This window comes from Paenibacillus apiarius (assembly GCF_017052585.1).
In the GTDB taxonomy this organism is placed as follows: Bacteria; Bacillota; Bacilli; order Paenibacillales; family Paenibacillaceae; genus Paenibacillus_B; species Paenibacillus_B apiarius.
The window spans coordinates 162,674-178,138 of sequence record NZ_JAFFHZ010000002.1 but is presented as its reverse complement, the minus strand read 5'-3'; the positions used below and the strand labels follow the sequence as shown (position 1 = coordinate 178,138).

Sequence of the window (15,465 nt, the reverse complement as noted above, 5' to 3'; positions counted from 1 at the left end):
TAAAAAATAAGAGCCCCCGTATGAAGGGCGGCTCTTGTTCTTTATTTTCCAACTGGAGTAAAATACTCTATATCATCTTTGTAAAAGTTGTACGCTGCTGAATACTCCATTACTCTGGCTACATCTGAAATGAAAGTTTCATCATAACCGGCACGTCTCAACAAATGGAATCCCATTTCCATGCCGGATGCGATACCGGCTCCAGTAATCATTCTGCCGGTATCGACAATTCGGGCTCTGCTAATCGTACAAGCCGGCGCGATTTCGGCAAGGCGATCTATCGGTACCTTACCCATATTGGATGCTTCCAGCCGATCTGGTTCCTTTCTGCTAGTAGCAGGAAGGCCATCCAACAGCCCCATTTGTCCGTATATCCAGGAACCCGTGCACACACTGGTTAGTAAAGTGGTTTCAGGCAGAGACAAAATAAACTGATGCAATCGTTTATTGTATGTTTCCTGCCGAGTTCCGAAACCTCCAGGAATCAGAAATGCATCCATATCAGGCATGTCGTTGAAGCTGTAATTGGGATGCACAGTAAAGCCAGCTTGTGTCTGGACTGGTCTTAACGAATCTGCGACAAGAAATGCGTCCAGTTCCGGATCCAACCTCCGTGCGACCGAGAAAACTCCGTGAGGCGCTGCATAATCAACGATTTCAGCATCTTTGAACACATAGATTCCTAATCTAAAACCTTGCTTTTTACTCATAAACATTCCTCCTGCATTGATATCGAATTTTCGAATCTGTTTCTTACGTTACTACACAAATTATGATAGCATAGCATTAGGTATCGTAGTTATGATATTAAGCGATACAATGTATTTCATTTCATGATATCAGGAGGGGGAAGTCTTGTGATTGAGTTGTTGGAAGGCAGATACTTCAAAACCTTTATAGCAGTGATGGAAGAAAAAAGCTTTAGCCGGGCCGCGGATAAACTTGGGTATGTTCAATCTACTGTGACCACACATATCCAGTTTCTAGAGCAAGCGTGCAAGCAGAAATTGTTCCACCGATTGTCTCGCGGTGTAAAACCTACAGCGGCTGGTGAAAAGCTTGTGAAATTTGCGTATCAATTCGTTCATCTGGGGGCTTCTATCGAAGAGGCTATGAATGAGATAGAACAACCCAGAGGCACGGTCTACCTCCGTATGCAAGAGTCCTTTTTTTTGACACGAATCTCCTCCATTATGCAGCATTTTGTTAAGGAATACCCGGAAGTGAAATTGCGGGTTGAATCAGGCTTCCACCAAGATATTCTGGATCAAGTGCTTGAACATGCAATTGATTTTGGAATTGTGCCGCGTGATCCGCAACGAAATGACCTTATTTTTTATCCATTGGTAGAAGAAAAGCTAGTCTTTATCGCATCACACGCCTTGATGAAGGAAGTAGAGACGGAAGGCCTGAATCGATTAAGCAGAGAAGTCATGATCAGCTTCGGAACCATTTGCTTGTACCATACACATGCCAGCAAAGTGTTGCAGGAGGCCGGTATCTATGTGAAGGATGCGCTTGAGCTCCCGAGTCTTGAAATGATTAAGAAATCCGTTATATGTGGAATCGGTTTTGCGTTGGTTCCAGAAATCGGGGTAAAAAAAGAACTTGAGGAAGGCCATTTTCAAGTGCTGCCCATCAGTCCAGAAAGCTATTCCATGCATGGGTTGATCATTCATAAAAACAGAGAATTAAGTTATCCCGCAAAATTGGTTAAATCGGAATTGATTAAACGGTTTGGACGGCAGTAGCGATACGGTGCATAGCATTATGTTCTCCGCATAAGCGGTCAAAAGTTTGGTTAAACTTTGTTACATACAATACCGACTATTTTGGCATGCCTGTATAAGGAGAATACATCCATGAATATAAGAGAAATTGATTTGCCGGGTATCGGCCGCAAATATCAGGTTGCGACACGTGAAGGAGACAAGCTCGTCGTCATCGTTCATGACGACGGTCGAAGAGAAATGTATCATTTCGAAGATGAAGACTCGGACGACTGCATCTCTATGGTAACGCTGGATGACGACGAAGCACGTCACATCGCGGCGATTGTCGGAGGCATGACCTATAGGCCTAAGGCTCTGGAGACGGCCGAAGTCGCATTGGATGACCTTACGATTGAATGGTACAAAATAAATCACGCCGCGAAGTGCATCGGCAGAACCATTGGTGAATTGGATGTTCGGCAGCGCACGGACACCACGATTATTGCCGTGGTTGAAAAAGACAATAAATACGTCATTCCGGGCCCCGATTTTGTGCTTAAACCAGATTCCATCCTCGTCGTAGCCGGTGAACGTCCCCACATCAGCGCATTGAAGAGACTGCTGTTAACCGGGGGGGAGTAGTATGGACCACCTCGTTCTCGAAATTGGACTTGCGGTCCTGCTAGTCGCTGTTGTAGGCCTAGTTTCAACCAAGCTCAGGTTTTCTGTCATCCCTTTCTATATCTTGATCGGCATGGCAGTCGGACCGCATGCGCCTAAACTCGGCGTATTTGATTTCCGTTTTATCGAGAGCGCGCCGTTCATCGAATTTCTCGGCCGACTGGGCGTCCTGTTCTTGCTGTTCTACCTGGGACTGGAATTTTCTATAGGAAGATTGGTCAAATCCGGGCGTTCGATCGCTGTCGGCGGCACAATTTACATTGTCATCAATTTTGCTCTTGGCGTTGTTTATCCTTTGGCCCTGGGATTTCCAATCGAGGAAACGCTTGTTATGGCTGGCATCACGACCATTTCATCCAGTGCCATTGTGGCCAAGGTTCTCGTTGACTTGAAACGAACGGCCAATCCGGAGACGGAAATGATCCTCGGCATCATTATGTTCGAGGATGTGTTTCTTGCCGTATACATCTCTATCCTGTCCGGACTTGTGCTTAGCGGCTCCACTTCATTTGGCGGAGTCATGCTGTCCGCCCTGTACGCGCTAGGCTTTATGCTCGCCTTTCTCATCATCGGCCGTAAGGCAGTTCCACTCCTTAACCGGGCGCTCAATATGCGCTCCAATGAGTTGTTTCTGCTTGTTATTTTCGGTTTTTTGTTCGTCACGGCGGGATTCTCGGAGACGATTCATGTCGCAGAGGCAATCGGAGCGCTGCTTGCCGGTTTGGTGCTTGCGGAAACGGAGCACCTTAAACGGATCGAGCACTTTATCATACCGTTTCGGGATTTTTTTGGCGCTTTATTTTTCTTCAGTTTTGGTCTCACAATCGATCCGTTTGCACTAGGCGGCGCTGTCTGGCTTGCTTTAGGTGCCGTTATTATTACGCTATTCGGGAATTATTCCGCCGGACTGCTTGCAGGCAAGTATGCAGGATTGTCCCCCAGAGCATCCTCCAATATCGGCTTGACCATCGTATCGCGCGGAGAATTCTCGATTATCATGGCTAATCTCGGACTTGCCGGCGGTTTGCTTCAAATCATTCAACCGTTTGCGGCGTTGTATGTCTTGATTCTGGCCATTTTGGGTCCGCTTCTCACCAAAGAGTCCAAGACGGTATACAAATATGCCAGCAAGGTACTGAGGCTTGAACGAGGAAAGGTGGACGTCCGGCCTGTAAAGGAAGGGGAGTGAGCGTGAACAATCAAAATGCAATGTCTGCATGTGCCGGAATCGTGTGCGGGCCGAATCATGCGGAGGAGAGACGGAAGGGGCTGCGACTATTCCGTTGAAGAAGCACTTTCCTCCGCAGCTCGGTATAGACCAAGCCCTCTCACATGCGTCTGTTGCTCAGCCCCATTATTTTCTCTAACAAAGCTTGCTCCATTTCTTTCACTTTATTAAAATCAACCGCCGCCACATAGATGGCTTCTAATTCGTCATATACTTTTTTTGCTTGCTTCAAGTGCTGTGTGGCTTCCTCAATTTTAGCTTCGAATAAAATCGTAGTTGTTTTAATTTGATGTTCATACTTCTCATCCGTACCCGACTGAATCAACAGTGAATACGTATCAATGACCTGATCGCCTTCCCGTTCCGGAAAATATTCATGCGGAGGCGTGCTGTCGAAGGCGGCCACGCTAAGTTCCGGAATGATAATCACGTCAATGCTGTCCGGATCAAAATCACAGTAATAGACTTCCACATCGAATCCTTTCTTCTCGGCGGCTTCAATGATGCTTTTCATCAGTCTGGATTTCCCTGAACCGGGTCTTCCTTTTATAAAATAACGCGTGCGCATGTGTTCGGTAAGACTTTGCAAAAAATCGACTGGACCGTTGTAAGTAGCGGAGCCGAAAAAACGATGCTTTATGATGGCTTTCTCTTGTAATTTATGAGCGGGGAAAATTTCTTGAATCATATTTTGCGAGAGTTGATTGGCAGCGGGAATATTTAATTCTTGAATATAAAAATGTTCCAAGTCATCATGTAATTGCAAGGCTTCAGAAAATGAGCAAGTGGATGTGTTAAAGCAGCCGAAAAATTGGTTGTGGAGCTTAGCGATAAGGTCTTTAGATAAGCGAAGCTGATCCGTATTGCACGCTTCTCCGATATTCACATATTCCCCCGAAATACCTGGGATTTTCGGTTCAATTACGTGCGGGCCTGAGCCATCTGCTATGCCAATTCCTAATTCCGGGATTATAATCGCGTCCAGAGACTTCGGATTAAAAGCGCTGTGAACCATTTGAAGATGATACCCCTCCTTTTGCATGAATTCGCCTATATTTTTCATTACGGTAGACTTTCCATTTCCAGGGACGCCTTTTAAAATATAAAGGTAGTCCAATTCTTCGAACATGGAGTCATAATGATTGATCACCCCCCGCCCTGTGTTGCCAGTTGCAAAAAAATGCTCTGCATTGCGATTCATAGAATTCAGCCTCCTCAATAATGTGCAGAATTTCTATATTACAATATTCTTTATTTCTAGCTTTGTTAACTATAATCACCTTTTTTTCGTCCAAAACTTATCCGAAGAGGCACGCGCTCCCGCGAGCCTTTTTATTGTTTTTAAACGGATGGAAGCCAAGCTTGAGAGGGGAGACGAAGAAGTGGCTTTATTGCTAATGGGCTCGCAAGGATGCTTTTGCGGCATTCGGTCGGTTGGGCCGGAGCGCCTCGAGCAGGTCGTTCACCATTTAGTGCTCTGCGGCGTCCAGCTTAAGTAAGGACCGGTTGTTCGAACGGGAGCAATCGGCAGGATTACTTCAGTATGCGTGCGAGACCCGGATGAGAATGTGGTAGAGATATATTCCTATATCTAGTAATGAGGATACCGTATCCTATAGTTAACTCTGTTTTAGGGCAGTTGATGAAAGGCTGGCCTTGCTTATTAATTCTCGAAAGGAATGGGAAAAAAAGTCGGAAATGAGATTGTCGTTTGCAATTCCGACCGATGCGGATACCTTAACGTTATGAATGGTGGCGGGTCGGGATATCGCATGCCCTAAACGCATCGCATCGCTCTCATTGCGGCATGTTATTACAACAAATTCGTCTCCCGCATATCTACATAGATAATCCCTTTCATCTGTGGCCGCCCGCAGGCGATTGGAAAACTCGATAAGAATGTCGTCGCCTACTGGATGTCCGTACAATTTGTTAATTTCGCCGTAGTTATCGAGATCGATAAAGAGCAGATGGAAGCTGTGGCGTTGATTCAGCAAATCCTCGCCAATTTGTTGGATATAGGGCGCGCGGTACAAACCAGTTAACGGGTCTACGATTTGATTCAGTTTGATTTGAAGCGTCTCTCGGGTCACGATTCCGACAACTTGTTCGTCATGGATGACAGGCAAGCGTTCAATATGATGTTGTTCCATTGTTGCCAAAGCATCCCAAGCAAAATCGTCAGGCAAAATGCTGATCGGGTTAGGAGTCATAGCGTCGGCCACAATCCGATTGGGATGGGAAGAACGGATATCCCGAGAGGTAATGATCCCTACCGCTTTCCCAAATTCCATGACGATCAGCGAACCGATTTTAAGTTCATTCATCAAGTCGGAAACGTGCTGGACGCCTCGTTCTGATGAAACCGAATAAACCGGGGTGGACATGAAATCTGACACCTTCATTACAACTCCACCTCCCGCTGAACGGATATCGATATTTTTAACTCGGAACGAAGAACCATGTTGTCGCTGATCGACCGATCCGCTTCTTCCAGAATGATTTGCATCAATACGCGTTCATCCAGCATTTGGAGAAGGGAGTCTCGAATTAATACCGCTTCAATCTTGGCATGCTCCAACTTAATGATTGTAAATTGTTCTGGTGAAAGTGCCTGTGCCATTCGCTTTACCGCTTCCGGACCGATGGGCGCCTTTTTCCCGATGATTAATAAATCCTGCATTGGCGGAATTTCAAATTCAGAGATTTTTAAAGAGAGCGTTGCTTTCCTGGAATAAAAAAATTTATCCTGCACTTTGATTTCTCCTTCATGTTCGGGTAAGACTGCACATCGTCGGAACTTCGTAGAAAAGGAAATAATAAGCCGCCCCGATTAGGAGCAGCTTTGAGCTTGGAAGCAGTAAATTGGGAAACCAGCTACCAGTGAACACTCCTGAGGTCTGACTGAAGACCTACAGAAAAGATGCTACTTTTCCTAATGAGACCCGTTCGTCGCGACACAATCCTTCTTAACACCCGAATATTCGCCAAAAAACGACCAACTCCTTCCGAACATATGTTCATTAAATCGAACTTTTACTGAAATATGCCTCTCGATTCCGAAAAAAATGGCAATGGTATCCATTCAAATCTATTGTATTCATTCTACATGTCGCTTAAAATATGATATGCGACTCAGAATGGTCATTTCTGGGCGTGTCCTTACTAGCACCTCAACTTATTACAGGTGGTCGGCCATGGAGCATAGGAAGTTATATCATTCTATATTATTGCAAATAAACCAGAAAGTGATTGTTGTGGAAGGGCCTGTTCCAGCTGAACAGCTGCTCGATATGCGCATGAATCCAGACCTGATGACTTTCCGCAGGCCTAAGGAACAGCATGAGGCGCTGGTGGACATTGCGGCATTGCCGGAGGGAAGGATTATTGTGGCGCGCGACGGCGCAACGATTGTCGGTTATGTCACGTTCCATTATCCGGACGAGAACGAGCCCTGGTCGGCAGGAAAGATGGAGGATCTGATCGAGTTCGGCGCAATTGAAGTTGCCAATTCGTACCGTTCGCTCGGATTGGGCAAAGAGATGCTGCGGCTTGCTTTTGCCGAAGAACAGATGGAAAATGTGATTGTGTTTGCGACCGAATATTATTGGTACTGGGATTTGAAAAACAGCAAGCTGAGCGTATGGGATTACCGCAGCATGACCGAACAGTTGCTGAAATGCGTGGACATGGCAAGGTATGCGACCGATGATCCGGAAATCTGCTCCCATCCGGCCAACTGCCTCATGGTTCGCATCGGCAAGCATGTGCCGTTAACGTCCGTCGAACAATTCGATCGTATCCGATTTCGGCGGAGTTTTATGTATTAATAAGTAAGAGCAATTCGCATTCGCTCTATCCCTTTCATATTCGGCAGGATGGCAACGCCGATCGGCTGAGACAAGCCCGGCAATAGTGTGCGCTTCTCCCCAGTAAACAGGACAAGAGCCCCGTCATTGCGGGGTTCTTTTTGTATAGCCTCAACTGAGGAAACCATCCACGAAGGCGGTAAAGCCGAGTCGTAAACCTATAGTGTATAATGAAAAAAGTCAATTCAGTGAGGGTTGATTATTTTTGGCATGGCTTTTCACTGAACAAGGAGAGGGCTTTGTGCGCTTTTCATTCGAGGAATCAATGGGTTTGCGCAGCTAAGCGTTTAGGAGGAAGTGCATGTATCGCATTTTTATTGTGGAAGACGACGAGCAAATATCAGCAGTGCTAAAAAGAACGATGGAGAAGTACGGATTCGAGGCTTCATGCGCCTCGCAATTTCGCGATCTGATGACAGAACTGAAGGCCTATGAGCCGCATTTGGTGCTGCTTGATATTAACTTGCCGTATTTCGACGGCTACTATTGGTGCAGGCAGATCCGGTCATGCTCCAGCATGCCGATTATCTTCATATCGGCGCGGGAGGGAGAGATGGATCAGGTGATGGCGATTGAGAATGGCGGCGATGATTACATTACCAAGCCGATTCCGTTGGATCTGTTAACCGCCAAGGTAAAAAGCGTGCTAAGAAGAGTATACGGCGATTACGCCGTTGCGACTGGACTGGCTTCAACGCCTGAGATTGAGCTGAATGTGCATGGCTTACGGCTGAATCTCAGCCGTAATGAGCTGACATGGCATCAACAGAAGATCGAACTGACAAAGAACGAACAGCTATTGGCTGAATGCTTCTTGAACCACCAAGGCAAGACGGTCTCTCGGGATCAGCTTCTGGAAGCGCTGTGGGACGATGTGCAGTTCGTTGATGATAATACGTTGACCGTGAATGTGACGAGGCTTCGCAAGAAGCTGGAAGAGCTCGGACTCCCCAAGGCGATTGCGACGGTTCGAGGCATAGGATATAAGCTGGTCCTCGATGCAGACAGAGAGGAGCCGAATGCATGAAGGGCTCCCCGGCCATTTTATTTTTGCGTGATCGGCTGTCCTATCTGATTCTATGCGGAATCATTATCGGACTTGGTGCCGGATTGATGATGTTGGAGCATGCACATTACCCGCAAATGATAAATACGGGCACGATAACCTATTTTGTGGCGCTTGCGCTGTTATTTACCTGTCTGTGGCTGGTCATTGAGTATATTCGCCAGAAAGCTTATTACCGGGAATTGAAGCATGCGATCGAAATGACCGGCGACTTGCACGCCGCGGCAACTGTGCAATCCATCGCAACGGAGGAGCAGCAGCTTGTCGCGCGTGTATTGGAGCAGCAGCATAGCGCATATCTCAACGAGCTCGGAACGTATCGCCGCCAGCAGGAGCTGCATAATCATTTCGTGCTGCAATGGGTTCATCAGATGAAAACACCTGTGTCGGTTATCGATATGCTCGTGCAGGAAGCGCTGCAGCAGCTTCCCCTGACCAAGGACGAGCAGAAGCGGTTCATGGTCAGCATGCAGGATGAGGCTGACCGCATGATGCGAAGCTTGGAGATGCTGCTGTATACAGCGCGTCTCGACAAATTCGAGATGGATCTTCATATCCGGAGCATACCCATACACGACTTGATTCGTTCCGTGATCAATGCGCACAAGCGTCTCTGTATCCGTCATTCCATCTTTCCGCAGATGGAGGGTGAAGCTTGGGCGGAAACGGATGAGAAGTGGATGAGAGTCGTTCTGAATCAGTTCGTCAGCAATGCGATTAAATACAGTAAAAGCAAACCGGGCGCAAAGCAGCTTGTTTTCCGCGTTGAGCCGAATGGAGACGGCAGCGGCAAGCTGAGCGTAACGGACGAGGGATGCGGAATCGCGCCCTACGAAATGCCGCGCATCTTCGATCCGTTCTTCACCGGAGAGAATGGACGAACTGCGGGGGAATCGACGGGGATGGGGTTATATTTGGCAAAGCAAATATGCAACCGGCTGGGGCACGTTTTGTCGGCCGAATCGGAGCTGGGTGCGGGCACGACGATGACGGTCACTTTTAATCCGGGCGGCATTCATATTCTTGGCAGCAAGGCGGATATGGACAAGCGGGCAAAGTGACAATTTTGTAAGATTTGCAGGCAGCCTGTTGTCATGAAAATCGATGGGTTCGATGTTCACCCTGATCTATACTTGCGTTGTTGAGATTGATAAATAATGGACACAGGGGGGACCAAATTATGATTGTACCGCGGGCGTATAGGATTGGCATGGATGCCGGGAGGGAATGCCGATGACGCTTCGCACGCTGGCGTTCAGCAACATTCGCGGCAACTTGCGATCGTACAGCGCTTTTTTTATGAGCAGCGTTTTTTCTGTCATGATTTTTTACATCTACACCGCATTTTTGATTCATCCCGATGTAGCGAACGGTCATATCGTGGCAGCAGGCAAAGTTACGCAAGGGATGACGTTCTGCCAGTATATTATTGTCATTTTCTCGTTTTTATTTGCGCTCTATTCCAATTCGGCTTTTCTGAAAACGAGACAGCAGGAATTCGGCCTGCTCTCGCTATTCGGGATGACCCGCATGCAGCTGCGCACACTTATCCTTTATGAAAATGGGGCGATTGCGTTGTTGTCCATCGGGGCAGGCATTGGTCTGGGGATTGCGTTCAGCAAGCTGTTCTATATGGCGCTTGAAGTGCTGCTTCATATGAACGAACCTATCGCATTTGCCGTTCCGTTGAAGGCGCTGTGGCTCACGGCAGGAGGCTTCTCTCTCTTGTTCGGGGCAATATCCGCATGGACGGCATGGAGGGTGGGGCGTGCCGGCATCATGGATATGCTCAAGGCCTCCAAGGAACCGGGAAGCCCTCCCGTCTTCTCGCGGTGGCTTGCCGTGCTTGCGGTCATCTGCTTGGGCGCCGCTTATGGCATGGCATTAATCATGAACGGCGCGAACTTCGTTCTGTTGGCACCGTCTGTCATGGTGACGGTGACGATTGGCACCTATCTGTTGTTCACGCAGTTCAGCATCATGCTGCTGCGGTCCGTTCAGAGCAATCATCGCCTGTACTACAGAAGAACGAATCTGATTATCGTCGCCCAGCTTAATTATAAGATGAAGAATAACGCCAGAATGCTCTTTATTGTCTCCATGCTGAGCGCAGTTATTGTGACGGCTTCGGGAGCCGTTTATATGATGGGACAAGCAGTGTTTGACGGTTATAAGACGCAATACGAAGATGCGCAGAGCTTGATGGCCTTGACGATGTTTATTGGCATGTTCATTAGTTTGCTCTTCTTCATTGCAGCGGGCAGCATCATTTATTTTAAGCTGTTCACAGAGCTCCGGGAGGATCGGGCGCAGTGCGAAGCGTTGTCCCGAATTGGCCTGACAGAGGATGAAATTCAACACATCGTTGTTATGCAAATGAGTATGTTATTTTTCGTGCCATGCATTGTCGGCATCGTCCATGCCCTAATCGCGATGAAAGTGCTGGATAAGCTCATGATGCTGTCCAATTGGAGCTATTCGTTCATCGTAATCGGCGTTTATTTGCTTATGCAAACGATTTACTTTCTAATTACCTGCCACGATTATGTGAATAGCCTGCTGCGCGGAATTGATAGGCAAAGAAAGAGGAGAGTAACATGAGAACTTCAAGGAAATATCCAAGAAGATACACTTTAATCACAGCTTGCATGCTCCTGCTTGTATGCGTGTTGGCGGCAAATGGAATGGCAGCTTATGCGCAAGCGGGTGATCGTGCCGGTACTATCGGAAACGGGCAGACGTTAGAGCAAAAAATACATCGGATAGAGGAGTATGTCGAAGCGGAGAGGATTCGCAGCCAAATCCCGGGCCTGTCATTGGTCATTGTGGAAAAGGGGAGAACGGTGCTGCAAAAAGGCTTCGGCTACGCGGATCTGGATGCGGAGACACCAGTGACCGGCAATACTTTATTTGAAATAGGTTCAACGACCAAAGCTTTTACAGGGCTGGCCATCCTGCAGTTAGAAAAGGACGGATTGGTAAAAAGGACGGATGATGTTAAAAAATATATACCATGGCTGGAACTTGTTTATAACGGAAAACCTGCAACGATTACCCTCAATGATTTGCTGTATCATACAAGCGGAATACCCGCCGGATCGATTGGATATATACCAGCCAGCGATGCTGGCAATTCGCTGGAGTTAACCGTGCGGGCTTTGTTGAGCCAGCAGTTGAATCGTGAACCGGGCCGCGCTTTCGAATATGCGACGATCAATTACGATGTTTTGGGACTTGTGATCGAGAATGTGACGAAGCAGTCCTTTGAGGCTTATATAAAGCAGCAGATTTTGGAGCCGATTGGAATGAAAGATTCGTTCGCCGGTCTTCAGCACAACCCGCCCAGCGAGATGGCAACCGGCTATAGACTCGGGTTCATGAAACCCAGAGCGTACACACCGCCTGTCTATCGCGGCAATACACCAGCAGGTTATATCATAAGCAGCGCCAATGATATGGCGAAGTGGATGAACACTCAATTAGGCTATGGAACGTTCGATAAGAAACTGATTCAGGACTCGCACGTCCCCGATCAGTCCGTGGCGCCTCTTGGTGACAACAATTACTATGCCAGTGGATGGATCGTTGCGGGACAAGACGGAAATGTGATTCTTCATGCTGGGGCAAATCCGACATTTTCATCTTTTATCAGAATGCAGCGCGATGATCAGCTTGGGGTAGCAGTGATGGCGAACATGATGAGCGATGCCGCAGCCGCCATTACCCAGGGAGTTATGGAATTATGGAAGGGATCGGATGTTGGCGCCCCCTATCAAATTGATAGAATGCAAAGGTTGGATAAAGCAGCATCGGCGATTATCCTTATTGCAGGTGGCCTGATCGCATTGTTTTTATTTTTGACGGCAAGGGTGATTAGAAAGCTGGCAAGGCAGCAGCGCAGTTGGACCGCATTGCTTGGCAGACGGCTTATTGGATTTGCATTGCTTCTGATCATGTCTGCAGCTGGCATCGTATTGGTTCTGACGCTGCCGCGCATATTGCTCGGGGGAATGCCGTGGGCATTTATAGCAGTATGGTCTCCGCCGACGATTATGTTAGCTATATACAGTCTTATTTCCGTGTTCATCAGCTTGTTCGGGTACGGCACCATGCTGTCGTTCACTGCAAAAACAAGGTAAAGAGAAACCCCTGGACATGTCCCGGTTCATTGCGGAACAAATCCAGGGGGGCCATTTATTTAATAGAGTCCTATCATTCTCTCCCTCACTTTAACCGATAAGTTAATTCGCTTTCCTTCGAGCCATCAATTCGACATGCTTGAAATAAAGCATTTCGCCTTCCTTCTTCACGAAGGTCAGTTTATCACCTTGATAGTCTGCATCTTTAATGGCAGCATTATCAATTATATTTTGTTCTTCCTCATTTAAGAGCTCCTTATAGAGCGTTGTCGTTTCCTTCGTTTTCTTGTTGTACAGCATCAACGTGTTCTTTTCATCCGGACGGACGAGAAGATAGTCTTCAAAGGCTCCTTCAACCGTAGAGTCGTCTTCTTCCCCGGTTAGTTCATGCCAATTGTACACAAAAAATGTGTCATGCATTGCAAATCATTCTGCCGGCATATGAAGAGAAATTATACTCCTAAAGTGTTTGAATCATGCAAATTATGTATGGAGAATTAATATTAAACCATTATTCAGCACATAACTATGTATGATATTTCATTGAAAGGAGAAGATGCAGGTGCCAAATTGGTTGGAAATCGCAATACGGACATTTATAGCAGCGATAAGCCTTTTTCTTATAACGAAGCTACTTGGAAAAAGACAGATAACACAGTTGTCGGTTTTTGAATACGTCACGGGAATTACAATCGGGAGTTTAGCAGGTTACGTATCATTGGACTTGGAAGCAAATTGGTACATAGGATTGATTTCATTAGTTGTCTGGGTCGCCGTTTCACTAGGTGTTGAATTTGTTCAATTAAAAAGCAAGAGGATAAGAAATTGGATTGAAGGCAAACCAACCGTATTAATAAAGGACGGACAAATATTACAAGATAACTTAAAAAAAGAACGCCTGAATTCAGACGAATTGCTGATGTTGCTAAGGAACAAAAACGCGTTTAAATTGTCTGGCGTTGAATTCGCGACAATGGAACCAAGCGGGGAACTCAACGTGCTGCTAAAGCGAGAATATTTACCGTTAACACCGAATCATCTTGGTGTCAAAGTTGCCGCAGAACAAGTACCACAAGTCCTTATTATGGATGGTCAAATATTAGAACAACCCATGACCGCCATCGGAAGAGATGAAGTGTGGTTGAAGGAAGAGCTGTCCAAATTAGGAGTAACGAATATACAGGACGTATATTTAGCTCAAATTGACAGCCACGGGAGCTTATACATCGATTTGTTTGATGATCAACTCACGAACGTGGTGTCAAAACCGGGGGCTGAAGTGTTTGCCGCATTAAAGAAATGCGAGGCGGATTTAGAATTGTTCAGCTTGTCAACAACGAATAAAGAGGCAAAGGCGATGTATGAGCAATGTTCACACGCATTAATGGACGTGATTACTGAAATAAAACCGCTTTTAATCCGAGAGTGAGCATAACCTACGATTCTAAACCTATATCATTTATTTTGTAATAACTTAGTTGGATTTTGAGTAAACATCTTACTGTTGCGGGGAGACCATTGGGGAAAGGATTCGATATTTTTGAAAGCGATACAGTTTAATGTTGGCATTCCACAATATGCAGTCTGCAAAGCGATTGGGCCGCTGCTTCCTTCCATTTATTTGGGACGGTTTTCTTGTTTGCGCTATCGGAATGTTCCGGAGCCAAGATTACCCGATGAAGAATGGGTAAAAGTCAAAGTAAAGTATGGAGGTATTTGCGGTAGCGATCTTAACCTTATTTTTCTTCACGACAGCCCGGCTGCCTCTCCATTTGCTTCCTTTCCCTTTACGATTGGGCATGAAGTGGTAGGCGTAATCGAGGAAGTAGGGCAGAGAGTGTCCGGTATTAAAGCAGGGGAACGAGTGGTGGTGGATCCGATCTTATCTTGTATAGCAAGGGGATTTCAGGAACCTTGTCCTGCTTGCCGACGTGGTGACTTGAGTCTGTGCGAACGCATGACTTCGGGAAACATCTCTCCTGGACTGCTAATCGGAGCCTGCCGGGATACGGGGGGGAGCTGGAGCCCGTATCTGGTCGCTCACCACAGTCAGATCCTCAAAGTACCCGCAAAAGTCAGTGATCGGAATGCGATCATGACCGATCCATTTGCGACTGCTTTGCATGCGATTATGCGGGATCCGCCAGGCGACAATGATACGGTACTCATTATTGGCGCAGGAGTAATCGGCATATGCGTTTTAGCTGCGCTGCGTGCACTTGGTTTTTCAAATCGGATCATTGTATTGGCGAAACATCCTTTACAAATGGAAATGGCCCGGCTGTATGGAGCCAGTGAGATTGTTCCATTGACATCTGGTTCCGATTACTATGAACAACTGGCCCAACTTATGGGCGCTGAGGTGTTGACACCGTTGTTCGGAAAACCGGTGATACAGGGAGGGGCCGATATGACATACGAGTGTGTGGGCAAAGATCGAAGCATTGATGACGCGTTGCGTTTTACGAAGAGCGGCGGGAAGGTGAAGCTCTTGGGAGTTGCGAGTTTCCCGCGTGGAGTCGATTGGACTCCGATCTGGCTGAACGAACTAGAAATAAAAGGAAGCTTTGCGGTTAGTACAGAACAATCCGGGGAGAAGCGAACGCGTACATATGCGTTAGCATTGGACTTGATGAATTCCGGCAAAATCGACCTCGATCCCTTGGTGACCCACCAATTCCCGTTGGATCAATATCGGAATGCCATTGCCACTGCATCGGGGAAGGGAAAATCGAAGGCAATGAAAGTTGTTTTTGAACTGTAAAAAGGG

At 46.9% G+C, this 15,465-nt stretch carries 15 protein-coding genes; 10 read left to right on the top strand and 5 right to left on the bottom strand.

What is annotated here, in order from left to right:
• Nucleotides 1-41 precede the first annotated feature (41 nt).
• Nucleotides 42-710 carry a DJ-1/PfpI family protein gene (locus JSQ80_RS26840; protein ID WP_206097868.1) on the bottom strand — a complete coding sequence of 223 codons (669 nt, stop codon included), beginning with the start codon at nucleotides 708-710 and terminating at the stop codon, nucleotides 42-44.
• A 147-nt stretch (nucleotides 711-857) separates the two neighbouring features.
• Here JSQ80_RS26840 and JSQ80_RS26835 point away from each other — a divergent pair, with 147 nt between their 5' ends.
• The 3 genes from JSQ80_RS26835 to JSQ80_RS26825 all read left to right on the top strand — a co-directional run bounded on the left by JSQ80_RS26835 (nucleotide 858) and on the right by JSQ80_RS26825 (nucleotide 3,582).
• Nucleotides 858-1,751, top strand: a complete 894-nt coding sequence (locus JSQ80_RS26835) for a LysR substrate-binding domain-containing protein (protein ID WP_206097867.1) — start codon at nucleotides 858-860, stop codon at nucleotides 1,749-1,751.
• 111 nt (nucleotides 1,752-1,862) lie between these two features.
• On the top strand, nucleotides 1,863-2,354 hold the full coding sequence (locus JSQ80_RS26830) for a cation:proton antiporter regulatory subunit (RefSeq protein WP_206097866.1): 492 nt from the start codon (nucleotides 1,863-1,865) through the stop codon (nucleotides 2,352-2,354).
• 1 nt (nucleotide 2,355) lies between these two features.
• Entirely contained in the window at nucleotides 2,356-3,582 is a 1,227-nt protein-coding gene (locus JSQ80_RS26825) for a cation:proton antiporter (RefSeq protein WP_206097865.1), read from the top strand.
• 139 nt (nucleotides 3,583-3,721) lie between these two features.
• Here the strand turns inward: JSQ80_RS26825 and JSQ80_RS26820 are convergent, their stop codons facing one another.
• The 3 genes from JSQ80_RS26820 to JSQ80_RS26805 all read right to left on the bottom strand — a co-directional run bounded on the left by JSQ80_RS26820 (nucleotide 3,722) and on the right by JSQ80_RS26805 (nucleotide 6,376).
• Nucleotides 3,722-4,822 (bottom strand): PRK06851 family protein, encoded by a 1,101-nt coding sequence (locus tag JSQ80_RS26820; protein WP_206097864.1) that lies wholly within the window; start codon nucleotides 4,820-4,822, stop codon nucleotides 3,722-3,724.
• A gap of 418 nt (nucleotides 4,823-5,240) precedes the next feature.
• A complete protein-coding gene (locus JSQ80_RS26810; RefSeq protein ID WP_206097863.1) occupies nucleotides 5,241-6,026 on the bottom strand; it encodes a GGDEF domain-containing protein in 786 nt (261 codons plus the stop codon).
• A complete protein-coding gene (locus JSQ80_RS26805) occupies nucleotides 6,026-6,376 on the bottom strand; it encodes a hypothetical protein (RefSeq protein WP_206097862.1) in 351 nt (116 codons plus the stop codon). Before JSQ80_RS26805 ends, JSQ80_RS26810 begins: the two co-directional genes overlap by 1 nt.
• A 442-nt stretch (nucleotides 6,377-6,818) precedes the next feature.
• Here JSQ80_RS26805 and JSQ80_RS26800 point away from each other — a divergent pair, with 442 nt between their 5' ends.
• The 5 genes from JSQ80_RS26800 to JSQ80_RS26780 all read left to right on the top strand — a co-directional run bounded on the left by JSQ80_RS26800 (nucleotide 6,819) and on the right by JSQ80_RS26780 (nucleotide 12,695).
• Entirely contained in the window at nucleotides 6,819-7,451 is a 633-nt protein-coding gene (locus JSQ80_RS26800) for a GNAT family N-acetyltransferase (protein ID WP_206097861.1), read from the top strand.
• Nucleotides 7,452-7,791: 340 nt separating this feature from the next.
• A complete protein-coding gene (locus JSQ80_RS26795; RefSeq protein ID WP_206097860.1) occupies nucleotides 7,792-8,517 on the top strand; it encodes a response regulator transcription factor in 726 nt (241 codons plus the stop codon).
• Nucleotides 8,514-9,617 carry a sensor histidine kinase gene (locus JSQ80_RS26790; RefSeq protein ID WP_206097859.1) on the top strand — a complete coding sequence of 368 codons (1,104 nt, stop codon included), beginning with the start codon at nucleotides 8,514-8,516 and terminating at the stop codon, nucleotides 9,615-9,617. The genes JSQ80_RS26795 and JSQ80_RS26790 overlap by 4 nt, the downstream gene beginning before the upstream one ends.
• A 172-nt stretch (nucleotides 9,618-9,789) precedes the next feature.
• Nucleotides 9,790-11,157, top strand: a complete 1,368-nt coding sequence (locus JSQ80_RS26785; protein ID WP_206097858.1) for an FtsX-like permease family protein — start codon at nucleotides 9,790-9,792, stop codon at nucleotides 11,155-11,157.
• Entirely contained in the window at nucleotides 11,154-12,695 is a 1,542-nt protein-coding gene (locus JSQ80_RS26780; RefSeq protein ID WP_206097857.1) for a serine hydrolase domain-containing protein, read from the top strand. Before JSQ80_RS26785 ends, JSQ80_RS26780 begins: the two co-directional genes overlap by 4 nt.
• A 102-nt stretch (nucleotides 12,696-12,797) precedes the next feature.
• Here JSQ80_RS26780 and JSQ80_RS26775 read toward each other — a convergent pair whose 3' ends face one another.
• Complete coding sequence (locus JSQ80_RS26775) at nucleotides 12,798-13,115, bottom strand: hypothetical protein (RefSeq protein WP_206097856.1); 318 nt, start codon at nucleotides 13,113-13,115, stop codon at nucleotides 12,798-12,800.
• 142 nt (nucleotides 13,116-13,257) lie between these two features.
• Here JSQ80_RS26775 and JSQ80_RS26770 point away from each other — a divergent pair, with 142 nt between their 5' ends.
• Nucleotides 13,258-14,124 carry a YetF domain-containing protein gene (locus tag JSQ80_RS26770; protein ID WP_206097855.1) on the top strand — a complete coding sequence of 289 codons (867 nt, stop codon included), beginning with the start codon at nucleotides 13,258-13,260 and terminating at the stop codon, nucleotides 14,122-14,124.
• Between the two features lie 111 nt (nucleotides 14,125-14,235).
• Nucleotides 14,236-15,459 carry a zinc-dependent alcohol dehydrogenase gene (locus JSQ80_RS26765; RefSeq protein ID WP_206097854.1) on the top strand — a complete coding sequence of 408 codons (1,224 nt, stop codon included), beginning with the start codon at nucleotides 14,236-14,238 and terminating at the stop codon, nucleotides 15,457-15,459.
• Nucleotides 15,460-15,465: the final 6 nt, after the last annotated feature.

What these genes read in the sequence shown, in the direction of transcription:
- JSQ80_RS26840 (WP_206097868.1), bottom strand. Translation starts at nt 710, where the DNA reads ATGAGTAAAAAGCAAGGTTTTAGATTAGGAATCTATGTGTTCAAAGAT.
- JSQ80_RS26830 (WP_206097866.1), top strand. Translation starts at nt 1,863, where the DNA reads ATGAATATAAGAGAAATTGATTTGCCGGGTATCGGCCGCAAATATCAG.
- JSQ80_RS26825 (WP_206097865.1), top strand. Translation starts at nt 2,356, where the DNA reads ATGGACCACCTCGTTCTCGAAATTGGACTTGCGGTCCTGCTAGTCGCT.
- JSQ80_RS26820 (WP_206097864.1), bottom strand. Translation starts at nt 4,822, where the DNA reads ATGAATCGCAATGCAGAGCATTTTTTTGCAACTGGCAACACAGGGCGG.
- JSQ80_RS26810 (WP_206097863.1), bottom strand. Translation starts at nt 6,026, where the DNA reads ATGAAGGTGTCAGATTTCATGTCCACCCCGGTTTATTCGGTTTCATCA.
- JSQ80_RS26800 (WP_206097861.1), top strand. Translation starts at nt 6,819, where the DNA reads ATGGAGCATAGGAAGTTATATCATTCTATATTATTGCAAATAAACCAG.
- JSQ80_RS26795 (WP_206097860.1), top strand. Translation starts at nt 7,792, where the DNA reads ATGTATCGCATTTTTATTGTGGAAGACGACGAGCAAATATCAGCAGTG.
- JSQ80_RS26790 (WP_206097859.1), top strand. Translation starts at nt 8,514, where the DNA reads ATGAAGGGCTCCCCGGCCATTTTATTTTTGCGTGATCGGCTGTCCTAT.
- JSQ80_RS26785 (WP_206097858.1), top strand. Translation starts at nt 9,790, where the DNA reads ATGACGCTTCGCACGCTGGCGTTCAGCAACATTCGCGGCAACTTGCGA.
- JSQ80_RS26780 (WP_206097857.1), top strand. Translation starts at nt 11,154, where the DNA reads ATGAGAACTTCAAGGAAATATCCAAGAAGATACACTTTAATCACAGCT.
- JSQ80_RS26775 (WP_206097856.1), bottom strand. Translation starts at nt 13,115, where the DNA reads ATGCATGACACATTTTTTGTGTACAATTGGCATGAACTAACCGGGGAA.